Origin of the sequence: Methanothrix soehngenii GP6, assembly GCF_000204415.1 — an archaeon.
GTDB classification, from domain to species: Archaea; Halobacteriota; Methanosarcinia; order Methanotrichales; family Methanotrichaceae; genus Methanothrix; species Methanothrix soehngenii.
This window is the reverse complement of sequence record NC_015416.1, coordinates 2,702,881-2,724,286: the sequence shown is the minus strand read 5'-3', so window position 1 is coordinate 2,724,286 and position 21,406 is coordinate 2,702,881. Positions and strand designations below refer to the sequence as shown.

The 21,406-nt window shown below is 48.7% G+C and carries 21 protein-coding genes and 2 pseudogenes; 5 read left to right on the top strand and 18 right to left on the bottom strand.

The window, feature by feature from the left end; translation table 11 throughout:
- Window positions 1-15: 15 nt before the first annotated feature.
- Window positions 16-1,098 carry a COG1361 S-layer family protein gene (locus MCON_RS13690; protein ID WP_013720533.1) on the bottom strand — a complete coding sequence of 361 codons (1,083 nt, stop codon included), beginning with the start codon at window positions 1,096-1,098 and terminating at the stop codon, window positions 16-18.
- Between the two features lie 77 nt (window positions 1,099-1,175).
- On the bottom strand, window positions 1,176-1,979 hold the full coding sequence (locus MCON_RS13685) for a 2-amino-3,7-dideoxy-D-threo-hept-6-ulosonate synthase (RefSeq protein WP_269798817.1): 804 nt from the start codon (window positions 1,977-1,979) through the stop codon (window positions 1,176-1,178).
- A gap of 251 nt (window positions 1,980-2,230) precedes the next feature.
- Between MCON_RS13685 and MCON_RS13680 the strand changes: the two genes are divergently transcribed.
- Entirely contained in the window at window positions 2,231-3,259 is a 1,029-nt protein-coding gene (locus MCON_RS13680; protein ID WP_013720531.1) for a sulfurtransferase, read from the top strand.
- 53 nt (window positions 3,260-3,312) lie between these two features.
- Here MCON_RS13680 and MCON_RS13675 read toward each other — a convergent pair whose 3' ends face one another.
- Together MCON_RS13675 and MCON_RS13670 are read right to left on the bottom strand one after the other, a co-directional pair.
- Window positions 3,313-4,269, bottom strand: a complete 957-nt coding sequence (locus tag MCON_RS13675; protein ID WP_013720530.1) for an NAD-dependent epimerase/dehydratase family protein — start codon at window positions 4,267-4,269, stop codon at window positions 3,313-3,315.
- Between the two features lie 62 nt (window positions 4,270-4,331).
- Window positions 4,332-5,111: a sulfide-dependent adenosine diphosphate thiazole synthase gene (locus MCON_RS13670; protein ID WP_013720529.1), complete on the bottom strand. Its 780-nt coding sequence runs from the start codon at window positions 5,109-5,111 to the stop codon at window positions 4,332-4,334.
- A gap of 262 nt (window positions 5,112-5,373) precedes the next feature.
- Between MCON_RS13670 and MCON_RS13665 the strand changes: the two genes are divergently transcribed.
- Window positions 5,374-5,859 (top strand): Tfx family DNA-binding protein, encoded by a 486-nt coding sequence (locus tag MCON_RS13665; protein WP_013720528.1) that lies wholly within the window; start codon window positions 5,374-5,376, stop codon window positions 5,857-5,859.
- A gap of 12 nt (window positions 5,860-5,871) precedes the next feature.
- Here the strand turns inward: MCON_RS13665 and MCON_RS15760 are convergent.
- The 6 genes and pseudogenes from MCON_RS15760 to MCON_RS17205 all read right to left on the bottom strand — a co-directional run.
- Window positions 5,872-6,120: pseudogene (locus tag MCON_RS15760) on the bottom strand (zinc ribbon domain-containing protein); the annotation flags it as partial.
- 24 nt (window positions 6,121-6,144) lie between these two features.
- Window positions 6,145-6,765, bottom strand: a complete 621-nt coding sequence (locus MCON_RS13660) for a transposase (RefSeq protein WP_202795792.1) — start codon at window positions 6,763-6,765, stop codon at window positions 6,145-6,147.
- A 110-nt stretch (window positions 6,766-6,875) separates the two neighbouring features.
- Window positions 6,876-7,325: a helix-turn-helix domain-containing protein gene (locus tag MCON_RS13655; protein ID WP_157863667.1), complete on the bottom strand. Its 450-nt coding sequence runs from the start codon at window positions 7,323-7,325 to the stop codon at window positions 6,876-6,878.
- Between the two features lie 107 nt (window positions 7,326-7,432).
- Window positions 7,433-8,290: pseudogene (locus MCON_RS13650) on the bottom strand (RNA-guided endonuclease InsQ/TnpB family protein); the annotation flags it as partial.
- Window positions 8,291-8,322: 32 nt separating this feature from the next.
- On the bottom strand, window positions 8,323-9,576 hold the full coding sequence (locus MCON_RS13645) for an IS110 family RNA-guided transposase (RefSeq protein ID WP_013719824.1): 1,254 nt from the start codon (window positions 9,574-9,576) through the stop codon (window positions 8,323-8,325).
- A gap of 211 nt (window positions 9,577-9,787) precedes the next feature.
- On the bottom strand, window positions 9,788-9,835 hold the full coding sequence (locus MCON_RS17205) for a helix-turn-helix domain-containing protein (RefSeq protein ID WP_157863879.1): 48 nt from the start codon (window positions 9,833-9,835) through the stop codon (window positions 9,788-9,790).
- Between the two features lie 502 nt (window positions 9,836-10,337).
- On the opposite strand from MCON_RS17205, the gene MCON_RS13640 reads away from it, so the two are divergent.
- Window positions 10,338-10,964 carry a hypothetical protein gene (locus tag MCON_RS13640; RefSeq protein WP_013720525.1) on the top strand — a complete coding sequence of 209 codons (627 nt, stop codon included), beginning with the start codon at window positions 10,338-10,340 and terminating at the stop codon, window positions 10,962-10,964.
- On the opposite strand, the gene MCON_RS13635 is transcribed toward MCON_RS13640, so the two are convergent.
- Together MCON_RS13635 and MCON_RS15385 are read right to left on the bottom strand one after the other, a co-directional pair.
- Complete coding sequence (locus MCON_RS13635; RefSeq protein WP_048132547.1) at window positions 10,957-11,718, bottom strand: histone deacetylase family protein; 762 nt, start codon at window positions 11,716-11,718, stop codon at window positions 10,957-10,959. The genes MCON_RS13640 and MCON_RS13635 overlap by 8 nt on opposite strands.
- A gap of 594 nt (window positions 11,719-12,312) precedes the next feature.
- Window positions 12,313-14,880 (bottom strand): hybrid sensor histidine kinase/response regulator, encoded by a 2,568-nt coding sequence (locus MCON_RS15385; RefSeq protein ID WP_162145024.1) that lies wholly within the window; start codon window positions 14,878-14,880, stop codon window positions 12,313-12,315.
- A gap of 508 nt (window positions 14,881-15,388) precedes the next feature.
- Between MCON_RS15385 and MCON_RS13625 the strand changes: the two genes are divergently transcribed.
- Window positions 15,389-16,024 (top strand): hypothetical protein, encoded by a 636-nt coding sequence (locus MCON_RS13625; RefSeq protein ID WP_048132545.1) that lies wholly within the window; start codon window positions 15,389-15,391, stop codon window positions 16,022-16,024.
- A gap of 44 nt (window positions 16,025-16,068) precedes the next feature.
- On the opposite strand, the gene MCON_RS13620 is transcribed toward MCON_RS13625, so the two are convergent.
- Both MCON_RS13620 and MCON_RS13615 read right to left on the bottom strand, forming a co-directional pair.
- Window positions 16,069-16,986 carry a ribonuclease Z gene (locus tag MCON_RS13620; RefSeq protein WP_013720521.1) on the bottom strand — a complete coding sequence of 306 codons (918 nt, stop codon included), beginning with the start codon at window positions 16,984-16,986 and terminating at the stop codon, window positions 16,069-16,071.
- 90 nt (window positions 16,987-17,076) lie between these two features.
- Window positions 17,077-18,285, bottom strand: coding sequence for a transposase (locus MCON_RS13615; RefSeq protein WP_013720520.1), 1,209 nt, complete (start codon window positions 18,283-18,285; stop codon window positions 17,077-17,079).
- An 88-nt stretch (window positions 18,286-18,373) separates the two neighbouring features.
- Here MCON_RS13615 and MCON_RS13610 point away from each other — a divergent pair, with 88 nt between their 5' ends.
- Window positions 18,374-18,559, top strand: coding sequence for a ribbon-helix-helix domain-containing protein (locus tag MCON_RS13610; protein WP_013720519.1), 186 nt, complete (start codon window positions 18,374-18,376; stop codon window positions 18,557-18,559).
- Here the strand turns inward: MCON_RS13610 and MCON_RS13605 are convergent.
- The 4 genes from MCON_RS13605 to MCON_RS13590 form a co-directional block, all read right to left on the bottom strand.
- Window positions 18,556-18,804: a hypothetical protein gene (locus MCON_RS13605; RefSeq protein WP_048132543.1), complete on the bottom strand. Its 249-nt coding sequence runs from the start codon at window positions 18,802-18,804 to the stop codon at window positions 18,556-18,558. The two genes, MCON_RS13610 and MCON_RS13605, sit on opposite strands and share 4 nt — an antisense overlap.
- Complete coding sequence (locus MCON_RS13600; RefSeq protein WP_013720518.1) at window positions 18,791-19,732, bottom strand: SDH family Clp fold serine proteinase; 942 nt, start codon at window positions 19,730-19,732, stop codon at window positions 18,791-18,793. Before MCON_RS13600 ends, MCON_RS13605 begins: the two co-directional genes overlap by 14 nt.
- A 156-nt stretch (window positions 19,733-19,888) precedes the next feature.
- The gene (locus MCON_RS13595) at window positions 19,889-20,494 is read right to left on the bottom strand and encodes a hypothetical protein (protein ID WP_048132542.1); all 606 of its coding nucleotides are present in this window, start codon (window positions 20,492-20,494) and stop codon (window positions 19,889-19,891) included.
- Window positions 20,491-21,027, bottom strand: coding sequence for a hypothetical protein (locus tag MCON_RS13590; protein ID WP_048132540.1), 537 nt, complete (start codon window positions 21,025-21,027; stop codon window positions 20,491-20,493). The genes MCON_RS13595 and MCON_RS13590 overlap by 4 nt, the downstream gene beginning before the upstream one ends.
- Between the last annotated feature and the right edge of the window lie 379 nt (window positions 21,028-21,406).

Here is a 21,406-nt window from a genome sequence, read left to right as displayed (position 1 = left end):
GTTTCCGATTCAATTTCACCCATGCAAAATAGCGAGGAGCCTTTTCTTTTTGCCAAAGTCGCTCCTGCCTGACCCATTTCGCTTGAAATTCTTGAAATAAATGTATGCCGCCGCCAGGATGAGAATAATGAGAATGCCAGCAAAAAAGAGCATCCATGCCTCAAGATGAGAGTCCTCTTCTACCATCACCAGGAGAGCAATATCCTCCCGCCTCTCGCTACCCTTGCCTATCTGGTCCATATCCTCCCCGGGTGGTGAAATCCGGTAAGAGATACTGCAGGGAAGGGGAGCGTATCCGGACGTGGTATTGCCCTCGGTGAGAACCATGAGTTCAAAGGATGCCTCAGATCCCGCCTCGAGGTCCTTATAGTTTTGTTTTTCATCCGATTCATTTACCAATTCATCCCCTGCCCGGAGGAATGGCGAATTGGCTCTTGCCTCCAGCCGGAGGTCAATGGCGGCCTCGTCCCCCTCGTTGGCCACCACAACCTCAAGCTCAGTTGCCTCCCCCGGCCTTGCCGCTCCTTCGATCTCCTGTATCATTATCTTCGGCCCGAGGACCACCTTGACCGGCAAAGGCAGCTGTTCGGATAGATCCTCATAGACAAATATGATGTCAGGGGCTATGTCCTCGCTGGAGATCGAAACCCTCTCCAGGCGAGAGTAGCTCAGCCTGAGCCTGGCGGGATAGATGCCCACCTCTGCCCCCTCTGCCAGGGCCATGAACTCCACCGTGGTGTTCTCACCCGGACCAAGGGAGCCGGCCATCTGGGGCCCGGACAAAACCCTCACCCGCTCGTCATCGCTAACAAGCTCTGCTGTAATTCCCCTGGCTTTTGCCGGATCAAGATCCAACTCTTGGGATTCTTGTCTCTCGGTGGCTTGTGCAGTAGCATTGTTATGCAGCAGGACGTACAATGTCGAAGGGCCATTTGTATCCAGCCTGCCATAGACCGAGGAGATATCCAGATCGGGACGCCCGTTCTCTTCGTCCTCTGCAGAAACGGAATATGAAAAAGAGACAGCCGCCAGGAGGAATAAGAAGAGAATAACCGCTGATGCTATCCTTGAGATCGAAACATTCCCTGGCCCTTTCATCGAACTAATGGAGGCTTTTAGATCTTTTTATATTTGCTGGCCCCTCCGGCTTTAAGTTGAATGGCCTCCGCAGGAGGTCAGTCTTTTATAGATCTCTCTAAGGATGCCGCCTCTTCCGCCTTGAGCCCTTTGTGCACCACCCCGCAGATCCTTCTGGTGATCAGCTCGGGATCCTGGTGCTGGAAGACGTTCCTCCCAATGGCAACCCCCCGCGCTCCTGAGGCGATCGCCCCCTCCACCATGCGGAGCAGGTCCAGTTCCGTCTCCACCTTGGGGCCGCCTGCGATCACCACTGGAACCGGGCAGCTATCGACCACACTGGCAAAGCTATCCGGATCTCCTGAGTAGTTGGTCTTGACGATATCCGCCCCCAGCTCCGCACCCACCCGGGCAGCATGGGCGATGCTCTCTGCAGAGTACTCGTCCTTGATCTTTCTTCCCCGGGGGTACATCATCGCTAAGAGAGGCATGCCCCATTCCTGGCAATGGCGGGAGATCTCGCCCAGCGTGGAGAGCATTCTGCTCTCGTCCTCTGCACCCACATTGACGTGAATGCTAACCGCATCCGCTCCGATCTTTAAAGCCTCCTCCACCGTCGCCACCAGGACCTTGTTGTTCGGATCAGGTCCCAGAGCAGTGGAAGCGGAAAGGTGAATTATCAGGCCGAGATCCCGGCCGTAGCCTCGATGGCCGAAGGTGGCCGCGCCCTTGTGAACCACAGCAGCATCCGCTCCCCCCCGAGCTACGGCATCGGCGATGTTCTTGACGCTCTTGATTCCCTTGATGGGTCCAACGGTAACCCCGTGATCCATGGGTATTATGACTGCGTTTCCGGTACTGCGGTTGAATATCCTCTCCATACGTATCGATGTTCCTCTCAATCTCGGCAACTCCTAAGTCGTGGCTTATTCAGCGTTTTTGTTTGATGCGCATTTTAGTACATTATAGTATATTACACTGCTACAATGAGCAATATTGTGTATTTATAGTTTCTGTTAAGGATTTGGGAGGATGATCTGGCGATGATCAATGGAAGGGGGGAGGAGGAGGAGCAAAGGCGAAAGGCAGGGGTGGGCAAAGGATTAGCAAGCCTGAAATAGTGGAAAAAATCCATACCTTCTGAGTGATTTGGATGGGTTTGGGTGTATCTGGTCAAAAGCAGCAGCGAGAGATTGCAGGAACTGCTTTTTTCATATCCCTGCTGGCAGCCACTTCTCTGATTATCCTATTTGGCACTGCACTGGCAGGCACGGAGACAGGGGAGTTCTGTCCCGACTGCCCGGACTGGACGAACCTGGATGGCTGGTATGCCCAGAAGGAATCCTATGAGAACAGCATGCTGAGCCCAAGTCCTCCTGTCGAGCAGAACATGCCGAATTCACAAGCCCAGGCCGAATCGAATACCATTGAAGATAAGTCTGCCGATTATCCTGTAGCTTCGATCCTCACCCGGGCGAATCTGATCGAAAACGATCGAATTGTTCTGGATGTGCGCTCTGCTCAAAAGTACCAGGAGGGACATATCCCAGGCGCTCGCAACCTTTACTGGAAGGACCTGCAAAAGGATGGAGTCCTGGATCCGATCCTGGCCCAGGAGGCTCTGGGCCAGGCGGGAATAATCGCAAGCGATCGGCTCCTCATCTATGGCGATTCCAGCGATCATGGTGCACCCTTTGTCTTCTGGGCCCTCTCATACCTGGGGCATGAGGACATCAGCCTGCTTGACGGAGGAATTGATGCCGCCCTGAATGCAGGATTGGATCTGAGCGCAAATGCACCGTCTATTACGCCTACCAACTACACCAGCCACGTGGTGCCAGGGCTCCTGGTAACTCCCGAGAGTCTTGATGGCCTGCTTGGGCTATCCGATATCAGCATTCTGGATGCGCGGGACTTTTCTGAGTACGGCAAGAACAGAATCACCAATGAGGCCATGCCCCTGAGCCTGGATAGGATCTATAAAGATTCAGGGATTAAAGATGCCAGCATCCTGGAGGATCTATTCGGCAGCCGGCTGGATGAGTCCGGGACCGCCGTGGTCTACGGGACGCCAGAGGCCTACAGCCTCTTTTTCAGCCTGCGGCTCATGGGCTACAATGCCACTCTGCTGGAGGGCGACTGGTGGAAGGAGACCAGGTGGGCAGTTAGCAATGTGAAATAATCCAGCTGAAAAAAAGGGCTGGCAATTTTTTATCTTTGTTTATATCAATTTCATCAATCATCCTTGAGAAGCGCCCTAACCGCCACTTCCAGGGCCCTGGCCGATCCCAGCTCTGGACTCCAGCCCAGCCTTTTGATCTTCTCAATGGAGAGAAGCATCAGTTTTACGTCCCCCCTCCAGCCCCGGCCATCGATCCCACCGGTGTAGTTATACTCGACCCTATCAAGGCCCATCTGCCCGACCACAATATCTGCAATCTCGGTGACATCCACCGAGTCCTCAGATCCTATGTTGAAGACATTGACCTCGCCCGAGGAATGCTCGACTGCATGAATCATGGCCCGGATGCAATCTTTCACCTCCAGATAGGACTTGCGTTGCTTTCCTGAGCCCAGGATCTCCAGCTTCCCCGAATTCTCTCGTAGCTTTCTGATGAAGTCCACCAGCACCCCATGTGTCCCCCGCTCGCCCACGATATTAGCAAACCGGTAGATCCAGGACTGCATCTGGAAGGTATGGCAGTAAGAGGAGATCAGCGCCTCGCAGGAGAGCTTGGAGGCTCCATAGAGGGAGATGGGCAGAAGCGGGCCGTAGTCCTCTGGAGTGGGGACCTGTGCCGCCTCGCCGTAGACGGTGGAGGTGGAGGTGAATGCCATCTGGCGCACGTCATTTTTTCTCATAGCCTCCAGGAGATTGTAGGTTGCCAGCACATTCTGCTCCAGATGAACATGAGTGTCCTCTGACCCCAGCTTCACATCGGGATTGGCGGCCAGATGGAAGATGAAGTCCTTTCCTGATACTGCATTATCCAGAATTTTGGGATTCATGAGGTCGCCTGTTAGCAGATGAAAATCAGGAATATCCCGATAAGGCTCGAGGAACTCGATTCTTCCTGAACTGAAGTTATCCAGCACTGTCACCTCATTATCCAAAAGCAGCCTTTCCACCAGGTGGCTGCCTATGAAGCCTGCACCTCCGGTGACGAGGATGGATCTATTCTTTAGCATCATCAGATGAAGCTCAATTCAGCTTAATCAAGATTGTGGAACTTCCTGTGGGAGAGGATCTTAGATTATTTATTCAGATTCTCGATGACGATTCCTGCCGCTTTTTCGCCTGATTGGAGCATGCCTCCGAAAATAGGCCCCATTCTCGGGCCGCCGCAGACGGCAGCAGCAGCCATGCCTGCCACAACCAGGCCAGGGTAGACTTCCTGCGTCATCTCCACCACGGTTCTCTCACCCACTTCCGCCCACATGGGCTTCTCGCCCTTTACCCCATCTATGCCGATGATCGCTCCCGGAATTTTGCGTGCCACCACCCGGCAGACCGATGCCTCATGGCCTGTGCCGTCGATGACATACCTGGCTCGAATGCAGAGCGGATCAACGTGAATCTGAGCCATCTCTGCTGCAGTCCAGTTTATGACCAGGCCAACCACCCGATCCTGCTCACGAATCATTACATCCTCAACTGTGACCAAATTGACGATCTGTGCGCCTGCATCAATTGCCCTAGCCGTCAGCTTGGCCACGGTCTCTATTGAATTTGCAACATAGTATCCCTTGCAGTGCTCATGATATCGGATGCCATACTCCTCAAGTATGCGAATTGCCGCCTGCTGTACTACGATCCTGGGAAACATCATTCCGCCGCCCCATAGACCGCCACCGACGGAGAGCCTTTTCTCAAAGAGCACTGTTTTGATATTCGCCTCGGCCAAACGCTTGGCCGCTACCAGATTGGCGGGTCCAGCACCCACTAATGCTGCCTCTACCTCTGTATTCTCCAGAAAGCTCTCTAGATAGCCTTCAACAATGGCCTTCGTGACCATAACCTCATCCAGAGACATAGTGCCTCTGCTAGTGGGCGATAAATGATAAAGATAACCCTTATCGGCTCGAAGTGTCCATTATTGCTAAATAATGCGGGTCTTGGGATCTAGAAGCCTCTGGGGGGGCTGCCCTTCTGCAGGATATCAAGAAGGTTGTAGCTGTCGATTACCTCCTGAGGTGCATGGCTGGACAGAGGACTGCGATTATCCTAGTGATGCTATGTCAAAGGATAAAAGGATGAATTTATCTTCTTATACCTCTAGTTTCTGAGATGATAGGATGATTTTTGAACACGAAGAAGGTGCAGAAAAGATGGATGATTCGGAGAGGTCAGATACAGAAGCTGAAGGATCTTCCTATTCATTTCTGACCAAAAGGCAGCTTGCGGTGCTGCAGATGCGCCATCAGGGCCTCTCTCAGCAGGATGTGGCCGATCGGCTGGGGACCACCCGCTCCAATATCAGCATTCTGGAGAAGAGGGCTCACAAGAATATTGCCCGGGCGCAGAGGACCGTTCAGCAGTGGATGATGATTCGCGCCCCGATCTCTTTATTCGTAAAGGAGGGAACGGATGTCTTCGATATCCCCAGGATGATCTTCGCGGCTGCCGATGAAATGGGTATTAAGCTGCATGTGACATCGATGGACATACTGGTCCAACTGCGGCGAAATGAGCCCCGTCTCTTCCATAAGAGAGTTTTGGGGAGGGATGTCCGGATCTATATGAAAGAGAACGGGGAGACGATGGTTGAGGTAGCAGAGTGACTGCTCCCCGCCCTAAAGAGCAGGGCTTCCACGGCTTCCTGTGCCGACAGATTGCAATCCCAATCTGAGAATATTTATCGCTGCGTTCCAATCCCGGTCCATCGACAGCCCGCACAGAGTGCAGTTATGGACTCTATCGGACAGCGACTTTTCAATGAGAGTACCACACCTGGAACACATCTTAGACGTATTCCTTGGATCTACCAGGACCACCACCGAACCGGCACTTGCAGCCTTGTAAGAGGTTAAAGTCACTAGTACAGCCGGGCTTAAATAAGCCCAATTTTAGATAGTAAGTGCCTTCCCTCGATATGTCCATTTGAATGGCTTTGCCATTGTCTTGTTGAAGTACTCGACAAACGCCAGAACCTTGGCGTTCAGATCATTGATAGAAGCAAAGCTGGCCCGCCTGAGCAGCTTCCTGACCAAAATGCTAAACCATATTTCGACCTGGTTCATCCAAGAAGCGTGTATCGGCGTGTAGTGAAAGACAATTGAGTGAGATGGATCGGCCAAGAATGATTCGCGAGTTTCGATTGACTTCAGAATACCATCTCTGCCTTTGATTCCTAAGTCGATGTCCAAGTCGGATACATCTGCCACATACCTCACAAGAGACTCTGATTTATGGATATTGAGATTGTCGGCGACAAAGTGCCAGCGGGATGTGGATAAGGATCTTTCTACCACTTCCTTGATATGGGATACGAAGTCATCTTCATTGCGCGTATCGCCGCAAGAAATGGTGTCAACCTTTCCGTTGGCTACCGCAAAGCTCACGATGAATGATTGAGTTCCATGCCTGATGTATTCAAACTCCCTGCGTTCCACTTTTCCTGGTGCCATTGGCAATCCAGGGTGTTTGCGTTCGAGAGCTTGTACCCCAGTCATTTCATCGATGCTCATTACGACTTCACCTTTTTGAGCCAAATTAATGGCTTGTTGATACAGTGAATTGATATCGTCTACCTTTTCGTCGAATTGATCGTCCGGAGCAGGTGTTAGCCAGTAACGAATCAAGTGCGGTTGGAGGTCATTTTTTTTAGAATCCTGGCAGAATGACGAGCTGAAATCGTATCTACAATGCCCCGCTTTATTACTTCTGCTGCAATCTCACGGCTTGTCCATTGGCTAATTGGACGTCCCGATTCTTCAGGTTTCTCACAAGCCAGCTGTTGGATCTGACAAATCTGGTTTGCAGTTAAACGAGGTGGTACTCCTGGTCTTGGCAGGTCATCCAAGCGTTCTTCAATACTCAGATCATCCAAAGAAATCGGCTGCAAGTCCAGCCATCGTCGTCGCCATAATCGAGCAGTGTCCAAGGAAACCTCTAATTCATTAGCGATTTCACGATTGTTCTTACCCATCGCAGCCAGCAAAACAATCCGTGCTCGGATAACTTTTTGCTGCCCTGTAGTATACCGACGAACAAGCAATTCCAACCCTTGGCGCTCGACGTCGTTCAAGTTGATTGCTGGTGGTTTCGGACCCGGCATTGATACTCCCCTGTTGTAGAGTATCTGTCAATGATTATATATAAAACCTTATCGTCAGGTTCATCTCAGCCCGGCTGTACTAGCATGGTCCAAGCTACGTCTGAGATGCTTTTAGCCAGGCAATGATTATGAACCATGCCTTTGATGTTAAGATCTTCAAAAGCTATTAGACCAAATCTATCTACCAAGTTATGACTAACCTGATGGGCAAACTCATATCGCTTGTTAGCTATCCGCTCATGGACTCGCTCAACAACCTTAAGAGCTTTCTTGCGATCTGGAGTTCCTTTAGGAGCCTTAGAGAGTTTCCTTTGGGCTCTAGCTAACTCGTGTTCTTCTTCTCGGAAGAATCGAGGATTAGCTATCGTCTCACCATTGGAAAAGGTGGCGAAGCTCTCAAGGCCGACATCAATACCTACTACAGCCCCATCTTTCCAGGGGGGGAGAGGAACATCTTCAGTTTCGACGGAGAAGCATGCAAACCATTTGCCTGTGGCTGTCCTTCTGACGGTCAGCCGTTTGATCTTGCCTTCTATCTGGCGATGGAGCTTGATCTTGATATCGCCTATCTTGGGAAGACGTACCATGCCGTTAACAAGATTGCCGCCCTTCTCAGGTTGTGGATAAGTAAATGAATCGTACCAACCCTTCCCTCGGAATCTGGGATATCCGGGTTCTTCTCCCGCCTTAAACCTTCTGAAAAAGGCTTTAAAGGCTAGATCTACCCGCTCCTGAACATTCTGAAGGGTCTGAGCATATACGTCTCTCAGTTCGGGTTTATCCTCTTTCCAACCAGGAAGAAGAGCGTTCGTTTCATATTTGGAAACTGATTTGCCTTCATTCTCCCAGGCGTTCTTTCTGTATGCTAGAGTCTGGTTGTATGTCCATCGGCACAAGTCCAGCGTTCGCTCCATCTTGGTTATCTGAGACTTCACATGAAAAACTTAAAAAAACAAGATGCTGCGGATCATCCGCATCCCTCCTTCAAATCTTTCTCCACCAAGTATCCTGCCTGACTGATGATCTTTATCATCTCGTCGATATCCATCATTCTTATGGGCGAAACAGAGCTGGGAATTTTTGGTTTGGTTTTCGTGACCTCTGGTTCTTGATAATTCTCGTGATTCATAAGCAAATGATAGATGATGCAGAGCACTTTTCTGGCGAGCGCAACGGTTGCAATATTCTTCTTTCCGCACCTTGCCAATATCCTCTGGAAGAATCTCATTAACCTTGAATTCTTCTTGGTCCTGGATATGGCTTTTGCAACTTCCACCAAGATCCTTCGCATATGCTTAGATCCCGTCTTAGTGATCTTCCCAGTTCGCAGCTTCCCTGCCGATTGGTAGACCGAAGGCACAATACCGAAGTACTTTGCCATCTTATCCGCACTCGGAAAGTCCCTGTAATCTCCCATTTCTGCAATAATGGTAGCTGCCGAAATGAATCCAACACCTGGAACAGACAAAATAATTTTCAAATCATCCTCGAAGGGTTTGACTTTTTCGGCGATCTCAGCTTCCAGAATTTTTATCTTCTTGCTAATATCATCTATGACATCAAGATTTGCCTTGATCAAAAATACCTGAACGGGATCTAATCCATTCTTGATGGCTTCTCTGAGTTCGTCCTCCTTTTTCCGAATCCTCTTCGAAGGTATTCCAGATATGATCTGATCGATCGTCTTTCCTTCCAGAAGCCTATCAATGATATATCTTCCAGATTTGCCAAAAGAGTCGGATATGACTGAGGAGAGCTTGATGCAGCAGGTCGAAAGTGATTGATGAATCTGGTTCTTGATTTTGGACCTTGCATTGACCAGTGTCTCACGAGCACGAGTTATGCTTCTTAGATCTCGGTAGTCTTTTGGATAGATTCTGGAGGGCGTGATGAGATTATTGAGACAATATATCGCGATTCGTTCCGAATCAAGTTTATCGGTTTTCTTGTGCTCAATATTCCGGATCTGATATGCATTGGCCAGGATAAATTCGACATGACCTTCTAGAATGGTGAAGATAGGATACCAAAAACCTCCCGTGGATTCTACAGCCAGCCTCTGGCATCTGTGGTTTATTATCCAGGATCTGAATGCCAAGAGGCCATCTTGGTTCATATTAAAACGTTCTTGGAGCTTCAATCCACTTCGGGATATCATTGTAGCAATAAGAAAATCCTTGTGGATATCTGCTCCGCAAACTATTTCCTTATCTGAGTCCATCGTCTCACTTGCCTGATATGGGCAGATGATGATCACTCGTGCGTGCAACTTCACATACGCGTTCAAAGACGCATTTGGGCATCCACGAGATCATGGTTGTCTTTGTGTCGAGATCATGTCTCAGGTCACAGATCAACCTTCACTGCCCATATCAGCCTTGCCTATGGCTCTATGGGTTTTTCATGCTTTGGGCATGATCCCCGCCTGAGGATCATGGGCTCTTTGTGGGATAAAGCCTGAACTTGTAAGCCTTAAGCATGTACAGTTCTAAGCCGTTATTAGTATATTAAGGTTCATAGCGTAGGGCGGGGTACGATTCATCTCCGGCCTGAAGACCGGAGCCCTCTCTACCCCTGCGCCCCAGCACTGTAGAAAAAATCAGGCTCTTCGCTGTATCGAGTGAGTAGCGGGATAATTAACCCTGGTGGTTTACGGAATACGGAATAAAAACCGCAGAGTCACAGAGCGCACAGAGGATCATGAAAAAATGTCGAATTCCTGACTAGCGCACGAACCCACACCAAATAGCGAGGAGCCAAAAATCATTTATGAAGTGCTCTCTGCAGGGAAAAGGTAGGCCCTTCGCTGAATTATGTGGGTGAGGCAGGAAATATAGCCTCTGTTCCCCTGTGATTGGGTCAGAGCATAGCGGTTCACCACAGAAGGCACGGAGACATAGAGTTGTTCCGATTCAAGTTCACCCATACAAAATAGCGAGGAGCCAAAAGCTATTTCTCTCCTCCAATTGCATTATCAGAATCGTGAATAGAATATCCGTCTTCCCCACACTCATCTTTGCATTTATCCTGCTCGCCATCGCCTCGAATACCCCCGCCTTTGGCTCAGTCACTGAGTACGGCCGAAGCGTAGAGGACCTGATAGGCGCTTTTTCCATCGAGAAGACCATCCAGATTGGTGGCAGCAGCCAGGACTTCCTCTCTGGAAGCGAGGCCGATCCCCTGAGCCCGCCCAGGAGACTCTCCTCCAGCCTGATGGCAGACGATCAGGCCCCCAGCCTTGCGGGCCTTGTCATCGAGCCACCATCGATCCCGGCCAATTACTCCCAGCCGGTCAATATCACCCTTCATGCTATAGATGACCAGGCTTTCTTTGGAGCTGAAGCCAGGTTCACCGGGCCCGGTGGAATGGAAGCAGTAGCTCTCTTCCCTTCGGCAAGCATCACCGCCGGATCGGCGAAGGATGGGTGGTATAATGCCAGCATAATCTTGCCAGCCAATCAGACCGGCGAGTGGCGCCTGGAGAGCCTGACGATGGTAGACCGGGAGGGAAATAGAAGGATTTTGCTGGAAAAAGAGCTGGAAGAGCGCGGATTTGATGCGAATATATTCGTGGTTCAGCCTGATAGCACTCTCAGCCAATTCACCTGAATCCCTCGATGAAGCTCTTTATGCACCATCCCAGGTCCGGGTGATATCCTCCCTCGAGCAGGGCGAACCTCCTGCCCATGCACTCTTCCTCTGATCCTTCCCGGATGGCCTTGCCTATCTCTCTGTAATCCTCTCTTTTCAAGAGGCCTCCCCAGTCCTCCAGATATGTATCAAAGCCGGCCGAGACTCCAACAATGTCGCAGTCGAATCCCAAAAAGGCCTCTTTCACCTGTGCCAAATACCGGCTCTGGTCCATGTTCAAATACTCGAAGTTCTCGTCTACCGACCAGGGGTTGACGATTTTCACATTGCGATCTCCCCGGAAGATGCTCACTGTGCCATCGCCAAAGTGAAGATCGATGTCGATTATCAGCACCCGTTCCGCTTTGGGCCGGATCTTCTGCACCGCTATGGCCATATTATTGAAAAAGCACATTCCCCAGGCCCGGTTGGATGATGCATGGTGGCCTGGCGGGCGGATGAGGGCGAAGGCCGGATCTCCTCCGACAGCCTGCTCGGCTGCGCAGATAGCCCCGCCGGCGGCAAGAACCGCAGCATCGTAAAGCCCAGAGGTCTTCACCCGGCCGATGTGCTCAGGCCCGTGCACTCTGGCGATATCCTCCAGATCTGCCGGAATGGGCTCAATAAACTCCAATCCCTCAAGCATTTCTGCGGGAAGGGAGACCCTGTCCGGATTCTCCACCGGGTTTGTCGGATACCTTTTCTCCATCTCTCTGCTATATACTATCTTCACAGGCTTTGATTGATGTCTAGCCACTTAATTCATTCGATTTGGCTTGATCGACTCGACGGTGCAGTTCCGACCGAAAACTACAAATAACTATAATGATTATATAGATAGATTGCCGCGTCAAAAAGCTGCATAAGCGATAAAAGCTTGACGGCTTTGCTCTCAAGGCCATAGGTATCGGACGTATCTCACCATAGATACGCCGCAGACCAATAAGACCTGAGAGGTGCTGTTATCGGGACAGCATCCGAAAAAGCACCAAAAAGGCCGATAAGACCCCGCAGGTCAAAGAGATACGCGCCTTGATCGGCGTAGTATGCCTTAATCGGCTTAATATGGGAAATATCGCTCCGGCTTTATGGCGCGGCACAATGCCGCAGACAGTGCAATTGAATGACCCGGCATCTGGCGATGATTTCGGGTTCCCGCAAAAAGGACGCTGTGTAAGGGCCCAGTGCTTAGATTGCATTATAGCCCGGCATTGAATCGGTCTCGGGACGTGGCAGGCTGTCACAATGTGACTAGCTCCTCCTGAAAGGGCGCTGTGGATCGGCGCTGGCCCGTCCGAGACTCGATTTTTCTGCGGAATCCCAAGATCTATCCTGCTATCGCACAACCTTGGATGCATGACTCCAGAACACGTGCCAGCTCCTCTATCTCTATAGGCTTGCTTATGTACGCGTTCATTCCCGCGTCCAAACACTCGTCCCTACTTTCGCCCATTGAATGGGCAGTCATGGCGATGATGCAGGTGTTGTATCCTGAATCTCGAATGCGACGGGTTGCCTCCAGGCCGTCCATCTCCGGCATCTGCACATCCATCAAGACGATATCGTAAGGCTTCTCCTGCAAAGCCTGCAAGACCTTCAATCCATTTTCCGCCACATCTGCCTGATATCCAAGCCGTTTGAGCATGCTGAGTGCTACCTTCCGATTGACGGGATTGTCCTCTGCCATCAGAATGCGAATGGTGCGAGCTTCAGCAATGGGACCTTCCAGGAAAGCATTATTCTCTGCTATTGGCGTCTCGTTTTCTGAGTGCGATATGAGATCCTCTAGAAGATTGCGGAGCTGAAGAGCTTTCACCGGCTTGTTCAGCCAGCCATCGGCCATAACCTTGGAACTAGAGCCCCGACCCAGGGGTGAGAGGAGAACCAGCCAGACCTCTCCATATCTTTTGCTCTTGATTTTTTCTGCCAGATCCTGACCATCCTCATCCGTCATCATGGCATCCATGAGCACGACATCATATTCCTCTCTCTCAAGGTGGGTCTTGCCCTCCTGCAGGCTCGAAGCCCCATTGGTGATCATTCCCAGCGACCGGGTAGCGCGAATCAGCATCTCTAAAGCAGAACCATTGTCATCTATGATAAGCGCCCTCTTGTTCTCCAATCTCGATCGAGGGGTAGGTGAACCGCCATCGAGATCCTGTAGATCTGCTGAAATATCTGCCACATCAGCAGCAAAATCGAAGTAAAAGGAGCTGCCAGTTCCAATCTCGCTCTCCGCCCATATCCTCCCACCCATTCGCTCCACAATCCCCCGGCTGATGGCTAATCCCAGGCCTGTCCCTCCATAGCTCCTGGTCTTTGAGGAGTCAACCTGAGTGAAGGACTGGAAGAGCTCGCTTTGGTTCTCAGGGGAGATGCCTATTCCCGTGTCCCTGACTGCAAAGTGAAGCTCAACCTTGTCGTCACTCCCTTCAAGCCGTCTGGAGCTGACCTTTAGCACAACATCTCCTCGATCTGTGAACTTAACAGCATTTCCCAGAAGGTTGACCAGGACTTGCCTTAAGCGATTGACATCTCCCACAATCCTCTTTGGAACGTCATTCTCCAGCAGATAAGCCAGCTCCAGACCCTTCTCCGATGCCTTTATCGCCACCAGATCCAAAGAGTCCTCAATGCAGATCTGAAGGTCAAAAGGCACATTCACCAATTCCATCTTATCCCCGTCGATCTTGGAGTAGTCCAGGATATCGTCGATGATGGCAAGCAGGGCACTGCCGCTCTTTTGAATGGTATCGAGGAAGTCTCGCTGCTCAGGCTTTATATCCGTTCCTTGCAGGAGACGGGCCATGCCAATTATCGCATTCATGGGCGTTCTTATCTCATGGCTCATATTGTCCAGAAAATTGGATTTGGCCCTTGCAGCTGCTTCCGCCTTGGCCTTGGCCACTAAAAGATCCTTGTTGGTGGCCTCTAGCTCTGCAGTGCGAAGCCTTACCCTCTCCTCCAGATCCTCGTTGAGCCGCTTGACCTCTTCCTCCGCTTTTCTTCTCTCTGCTATCTCAAGCTGAGCCTCCCGATATAGCAGGGCATTTTCATTAAGGATTATCATTTGCCGGATGAACACCAGGCCTATTATCACCCCCACGCTGAGGGAGAGGCTGCCAAAGGATATGGCAAAATTATGATCGCGACTCCAGACGAGCATGAAAAATGCCCCGGCTGCGCATAGGTATGGAAGATAAAGAGGCCACCCGGCCCGGTCGTAGCGCACTTCAATATCCCGATTGGCGCTAAATGCGCCCCTCTTCGCTGCCTCTCCCTGGGCTATTCCGGCTAGGCCCATCAATAGGTATCCTGCAACCCAACCGCTATCCAGGAGTCCACCCGGCTGATAGGTTTCGTTTAGAATCTGCATAAAATATATAGTATCTGTGGCGATCCAAACACCTGCTCCCAGAGCGAGGAACTTCAGAGCTTCATTTCCGGGGAGGCTCAGCTTTAGAAAGAGCATCTCTGCCACTAAGAAGACCAAGATCAGATCAAAAATCGGATAGGCTACGATCAACGCCATGTCTAAGGGACTCAAATTGCTGTTCTGATAGATGACGGGCTGAAAGATAAGCGACCAGAAGAATAGGCCGGAGGTTACGATCACAATGGCTGCATCCAATAGGATCCTTGTCCTCTCTCGCGGGGTTATCTTAATGGAAGGCAAAAGCAGTATGCCTATTATGAAAAGGACATAGGTCATGAGCCATGGTATATCTGCAATTGAGCTGAACAGCGCTTGATTTTTAAACGTCTCCATCAATGCCCATAGTCCGTCCCCCAGGGTGAAACAGAGCTGGCCGATGGCCATCATCAGCCAGGCGAGGAAGACATTTCGGCTGATCTTCCTGGATTGGCTGGCGCCATAAAACAGGCATAGAGTCATGAAACCATTGATGATAAATGCAATCCAATCGGTGAAAAAAATCACCGCATAGGTGTCATTTCTGAGCTGCTGGCTGATGATCAGGTAAATTGTATATATAGCAACTGCTATAATTGTGAAGTTAAAAACCTTCGAATCCCTCTTTGGAATAATAGCAGCCCGATCATGCTGATAATATGAAGATACAGCCGCCTTTATTCTATCCATCATCATCATCTCTTGAGGGATGTCTTAGGAGATACGTTCCCATACATGTTCTCTCATCGCCATTCGATCCCGTTCAGTCCTTGTGATTACTGATGGCATTTAGCATGTAGTTGCAGCTATATATCTTTTTGTAGATTTAAATGCTTTTGCGTGCTACTCGCTGCCGATAGTTTATGAGCACAATTTCAATTTTTGACATATAAAATGATGAAATATTATGCATTTTTTTAAAGGTATCTTCAAGTTGCATGGATGCTGACAAAAGCCTTATTTGTTGATGCCATCATTTCATTCTGGAGATATGAGCTTGAGAGATGAATTTGAGAGGATGAACTTCGAAGAAAAGGTCTCCTATCTTATGGAAAGAGAAAACCGCATTGAACTGCCGGACGACCTGGCAAAAGAGGGCGTGGCTGTTCTGGCCCAGGCGGGTGAGATCGAGTATGCTGCAGCCATGGCAAGGGACAGAGGAATGATAGATGAGGCCATCAGCATCCTGGTGGACGCAGGAGATTACCTCTGGGCTGCCCTCATAGCCAAGAATGCGGGAAGAACGAGCCAATCCGAGATGCTATACCAGGACGGTATGCAGTTTTATATCGACATGGAGATGTTTGGAAGGGCCATCTCAGCTGCAACTGCCCTCGGCATGCCAGCAGACAGGATCGATGACCTCTTCCGCCGGGGCGTCGAGTCGGAGAGCAGGGGCATGGACCTGGAACACAGCAGGGGGATGATCGAATCCGCCATGGAATCTTTGGACATCTCCCTCATCGGTAGAGAGGATGAGATAGCTGTGCAGATTACCAAGGCCCTGAGCGAGGAGCGAGAAAGAAGGATGAAGGAGGAAGCCAGGGCATTGGAATTACTCAGAGCAGATAACCTGAGCGCTGACGACGATCTCAATATCGATGATCAGGAGAAAAATGGGGAATAGACGGATTGATGAATCGAGAGCGATGACTCCTAAAAGCTGGATCTTCATTCATCCTTGAACCTTATCTCCAGGGACATCAGGTCCTCTGCTACATCCGTTTTCTCAAAGATGAGCCTCGCCTCATTCAATAGCTGGGAGCTGTCCTCAGAGTAACGGGAGCTTATATGGGTCAGGATCAGGTGTCTGACCCCGGCACGCCTGGCCAGCTCTGCCGCCTCTTTTGCCGTGCTGTGTTTTGTCTCCATCGCCCATTCTATCATATCGCTGGCCAGAGCAGAGTCATGGATCAGGAGATCCGCTCCCCGACCAGCATCCTCCACCGACCGGCAGGGCCTGGTATCCCCGGTGTATACAACCTTTCTGCCCGGCCTTGGCGGCCCCATAACCTGCTGAGGCTGAACCACTCTTCCCTCCACCGCCACCTCATGGCCATGCTGCAGCCTGCCAAATAAGGGCCCTGGAGGAACGCCCAGGGAGATAGCAGCATCACGGTCAAATCTGCCGAGCCGTTGATCTTCCTCCAGAACGTAGCCCAGGCTGGGCACGCTGTGACGGGTCTCTATGGCCCTCACCTGATATCCCTTCATCTTCACCACGTCCTCCGGCGACAGCTCCAGGGCGATGACCTCGAAGTTGCGGGAGAAGTAGCATACCGACTTGAAGCACTCCACCAGCCGGGCGGTATGTATCGGTCCGGCTATGGTTATGGGCTCAACTCTTCCCTGAAAGGCCATGGTCTCCAGGAGACCGGGAATGCCCAGGATATGATCGGCATGAAGATGGGTTAAAAAGATATAGTTCAAGCGCATCATGCCGGTTCTGGCGCGCATCATCTGCCTTTGCGTTCCCTCTCCGCAGTCGAAAAGGAGCATTTCTCCTTCGCGGTTGATCAGTATGGCTGAAGGATTCCTCTCCGGAGTGGGTAGCGATCCGGCGGTTCCGAGGAAGGTCACATTGAGCATAACAGGCCTCTTAGCGTTTCTCCCGGAATGATAACCTCACCCCATATCATCTTTTGCATCCGGCTTTGCACGTAAAAGGGGAATTTGGCCCTACTTTACGTGCAAGAATTCTGGTTGTATCCCATTTTCGTACATCTCATGGATTACTACCGTCAGGTTGTACGCAATAATTTTAGCCAGTAGCTCGTTTACTTGGGCTACAGGATTCTTGGATTTCAGAGTTTCACCAAACTTGCGTTTAATGGCGGCATTGGTAGCCTCAATATTACTTCTCTTATGGTAGTGCTCCATGAACTCATCACGGTTAAGCTGGAAATAGTGAAACATCTTGCTCCAAAGGGCAGAACCTCTGGATTTACCAGTAGCGTTTTTCCTGTATGGGATGAAGGCCATACCGCCAACGTTCTTGACTTCTTCCAGATTAGCACGCGAAGAATATGCCAAATCTGCTGTAACCTCATTGATAGTGAATCCATTGGAGGTCTTTTTGATCAAAGGCCCGAATTGAGGAGAGTCATTGCTATAGGCATCAGTAATCGCTACAGCGGCAACTACGTTGGTTTTCACGCCAGCGCAAAGATGAGCCTTGACCCATTGATGCTCTTTCTTTTGGCCATGCTTAACACCATTATAGGCACTGAATGTGGTTGTGCGAAATCCAGTTGAATCTACTGAGAAATCTTCCTCGATTCCAGCTACAGGCAACGCCGATAGAGTGACAAGCTTATGCAAGATTTGGGTCGTCTCTGGTTGGTTGAAAAAGGCAGATGGTGCGTTGAAGTAAGGTGCACGGCTTATTTGCCCTCTTTCGGTCGCGTTCTGGAAGAGGCTATGAGCGCGGCGGCTGGATAGCTGAGAGTAGACCTTCTGGATCGCGCAGAACATGGTTTCTTGAAGAGATAAGCGCGGCCTGCCGTTGGTTTGCTCTGGCTCTGGAATTGCCTTAACCAAGTCCTTAAGCAGATCATCAAACAGATTAACCTCTGCCTTCTGAGCCTCGTTGTATGCGTTCCAAGCCTGCGCGTAGGTCAGATGGACTTTCTCAGTAACTACGCCTTCTGGCGTGTCATTCTCGATTTCTAAGTAATATCGCGTTGCTGCTATGTGTTTACACTTTCCGCCGCGATAAACGAAATCTGGGCAGGTGCAAGTCATGCCTGTTTGTGTAGATTTGACTTCATAGGCACCTTTGCCTGATTGAGATTTCACTTTGAAAGAGTGGTCGTTGACCTTTTTGACGTTGCCGTTCTCTGCTATTTCTTTGCCTCGGAGTTCGCGGGATTTGGGGGCATTTGTCATAGATACTAATAGGTATTATTAGTATTTATAAGTTACTAAAAGTAACTGTACATAACTTATTTATCCTTTGACTGCGCAATGAGACACTATGGCTGAATATATGCAATCCAAACGCGTGGCCGTGACATTGCCGGATGACGCTAGAGAGTTCTTAGAGCAAGAAGCAAAGGAAACAGGAGTTCCTTTGAGCAACTTGATGAGCTACATAGCAGTTAAATATGTAAGAGAGGAGAAAAGGAGACGATTGTCAACAGCCACGGATTTTAAAGATTAAACAACTGAATTTAATACAATCAACTCATCCCAATCGCTCAGATCTCCTTTTTGGCCACAGATTATATGCCTTCTCGCTCCAAATTTTGCTCGTAGGTGATCAGCTATCAACTCCGCATCTCTGTCATTGTCAAGAAATGGCATAGCTTTTATATCTTCTATGGATATTCGGCCAGTATGCAATAAGATAGCCTCTGCTAGTGTTAGTGTCAACGCGCTCATATCCAATTCTTCAATCTTCATCATTAATAACACCAGTACTTTCAGGTAATTCAGCGGTTTTCCTTAATTTATCTAATACTTCGGGTGGCAAGCTACTTATTAATTTCCCTAAAGATTCACTTCGTTTATCCCGTTTCAATTTTTCTCTTAGTTTATAATTTGTATATATATCCCACACAAGGTCTAAAAGTTCTCCATCTAGTTCATCTGCATTTAAACCTATACTTCTGGCTTCATTCAGATTTATACAAAATCCATGATCAGTATATTCTCTTGAAAGGCATCTTGCTATTTTTGAGGGTTCTTGAACCAATTTTCCTGTTTTTCCCATACGTTCTTTTAATACTTTCGTAAGATATTGCTCACTAATCTCTATAGCCTTGGCGAAACTCCCTAGCGTCAAAGGAAATTGTAACCGCTTCAATAGTCCTTCTGCAAAATCCTTATTTCCACTGGCAAACTCATTGCGAATCATTTCAAAAGTAGTGCTTATATGCACCGGAGAGAATTTCTCAATGCGTTCTTCTGCGGGATTGATTTGAGTTATTTGGGGGTCAAGTGGTCCAAGTTCACCCACCGGTGTCATCAAAATTGTCTCTCCAGAACAAGCAATCAGTGTAGCCGCGCTTTTTGCCCATCGTGGGATAAAGAACGTCAGTTCGCTGTTACCATATTTTTGAAATAAGCTTGCAATATTGTACGCCGCATTTATATCTCCACCAGCTGAATCAATAATTACATCCAATTTGCCATCTATATTTGTATATTTTGTTCTAAGTTCATCATATACTTTGTCAACAAACGGCTGCGTTATATTTGCCCATAATATGAAGCAGCGACGTTCTCTTTTCGCCTCAATTTTCTGGACTAGTTCTGTTATTTTCACATCTAACTCTTTAATCTGCTCATCGACCTCTTTAGATTCTAGTTTCAGATCTCCGCATTCACCCAAACCAATCTCTCCTCTTCAACTTCAACGTCTTTGGTCGTTATGTGATTATACAGTATATACAATGCACGCTCTGAGCAAGCGGGTCATGTTGGTTGAGATGCGAAGGAAATTAGACAAAGACCGATGCCAAGCATTGGAAATCCTAAATCCATTCTTTTAGCCAAACCAATATGTGATATTGGTAGCCACTTGGATGAGTTCTATAGGTCTTATTCTCAATAAAGAAAAATTATTCAACATATCATTATAAGCCTGACATATTGCGAAGGCAATCATTCCAATAACTAGAGACGAAACCGCCGCAAGCATTACTTTTACTGCTCTGTTTGTCCACTTATTTTCATTGTCTGTTGTCTCCTGCATTGCATTAATGAATTCAATATTTTCTAGAATATATCTAGATTTTATTTTAAGTGTGAAAATGCTAACAAAAATGGCAAGTCCTAGTAAAATAGACGAAATGAATAGGAAAAGTTTTGTAAACCTCGGAATAGTATCGGAATTATCAAAACTGAAATATATTGCACCAAGAGTTACAGTCAATAATAAACCAGAGATGCGCAAAATCGAATCATTAACAATTCGGACATCTTTATGCTCGTCTTTTAGTACATCTAAAGAATCAGACATCGGCGACAGTCTTTGGAGATCCTGCGCCCATAATGAAGTTGTACCACCATTTAAATTCCCACTAATCGCACTAACATCATCGTCGCGAGGAGCGCTACTATCGTCGTCAGGATCAAAGAACGTATATGTCATCTTCTAACCACAAACTCTGGATAGAAGTAAAGTCGTTCTGTTTTGCTGTTAATAAATTTCTCTAGTTTATCTCCCATTTTCAATACATACGGTGTCTTTTCGTCGCTTACCGCAATAAGAACCCATTTGTCTTTATTAACTCGGAGCTTTGAAGCGAGTTCCCCAATTAACTCTTTAGCCGTCGTGTCTTTTTTTACACATTCTTCCATGACGTTGGGGGTTTTTTGATCCTTGGAACTCGGAGGCAAGCCAATTAGCAAATTATTTCTAGCGACTGCGCAAGGTGCGCGACCTATTCCAGAAGCGGAATATCTGGTTGTTTCATAGTCTGAATGATAGCTCGACACTCCACCTGCTAAATGACCCGACGTACAGTAGCTTTGGCGGGTGATGGGTTCTTGATAATGCTCAAATTTTTGTGGTGACTTGGATAGTCCTTTTGACCACAAGTTAATACCCTTGAACATAGTCGCATCACCTTTACTAAAGGTATCTCCTATCCAACGTATAAGCTTACCGATAAGATTGCTCATATCAATCCTTTATAACCAGCAACCGGGTTTTGACAGTAAGTGCGGGCTAAAGCCGAAATAATAATGTGCTTTACTCGTTATTATTTATTATTAAGTTAAGTCAAATTGCCTATAATTAGATATAACTAATGCTATGATAGTATTTGTCACTTTTCGTGCAGAAACCACTTTACGTGCAAAGCCTTTGCATCCAAAACCTTTATCAGATAAAAGAGAAGGCACTCAAATGGTGTAGGTATGGATGCAATTACTATCGTGGAGTGGCTTCAGGCTTTGTTGGTACTGGTTATATTCCTGGGGATAATTGCGGTGAGCTTCAAGATTTGGCGCTGGAACTACGTAATCCCACCCAAGTAGGTGGGGCGTTTCTAGAGCATAT

Coding starts and splice junctions, on each gene's coding strand:
- MCON_RS13590 (WP_048132540.1), bottom strand. CDS start 21,027: ATGAGCAATCTTATCGGTAAGCTTATACGTTGGATAGGAGATACCTTT.
- MCON_RS13660 (WP_202795792.1), bottom strand. CDS start 6,765: ATGAGCATCGATGAAATGACTGGGGTACAAGCTCTCGAACGCAAACAC.
- MCON_RS13625 (WP_048132545.1), top strand. CDS start 15,389: ATGAGCTTGAGAGATGAATTTGAGAGGATGAACTTCGAAGAAAAGGTC.
- MCON_RS13670 (WP_013720529.1), bottom strand. CDS start 5,111: ATGTCTCTGGATGAGGTTATGGTCACGAAGGCCATTGTTGAAGGCTAT.
- MCON_RS13690 (WP_013720533.1), bottom strand. CDS start 1,098: ATGAAAGGGCCAGGGAATGTTTCGATCTCAAGGATAGCATCAGCGGTT.
- MCON_RS13610 (WP_013720519.1), top strand. CDS start 18,374: ATGGCTGAATATATGCAATCCAAACGCGTGGCCGTGACATTGCCGGAT.
- MCON_RS13615 (WP_013720520.1), bottom strand. CDS start 18,285: ATGACAAATGCCCCCAAATCCCGCGAACTCCGAGGCAAAGAAATAGCA.
- MCON_RS13595 (WP_048132542.1), bottom strand. CDS start 20,494: ATGACATATACGTTCTTTGATCCTGACGACGATAGTAGCGCTCCTCGC.
- MCON_RS13680 (WP_013720531.1), top strand. CDS start 2,231: ATGGGTTTGGGTGTATCTGGTCAAAAGCAGCAGCGAGAGATTGCAGGA.
- MCON_RS13620 (WP_013720521.1), bottom strand. CDS start 16,986: ATGCTCAATGTGACCTTCCTCGGAACCGCCGGATCGCTACCCACTCCG.
- MCON_RS13675 (WP_013720530.1), bottom strand. CDS start 4,269: ATGATGCTAAAGAATAGATCCATCCTCGTCACCGGAGGTGCAGGCTTC.
- MCON_RS15385 (WP_162145024.1), bottom strand. CDS start 14,880: ATGACTCTATGCCTGTTTTATGGCGCCAGCCAATCCAGGAAGATCAGC.
- MCON_RS13645 (WP_013719824.1), bottom strand. CDS start 9,576: ATGGACTCAGATAAGGAAATAGTTTGCGGAGCAGATATCCACAAGGAT.
- MCON_RS13665 (WP_013720528.1), top strand. CDS start 5,374: ATGATTTTTGAACACGAAGAAGGTGCAGAAAAGATGGATGATTCGGAG.
- MCON_RS13605 (WP_048132543.1), bottom strand. CDS start 18,804: ATGATGAAGATTGAAGAATTGGATATGAGCGCGTTGACACTAACACTA.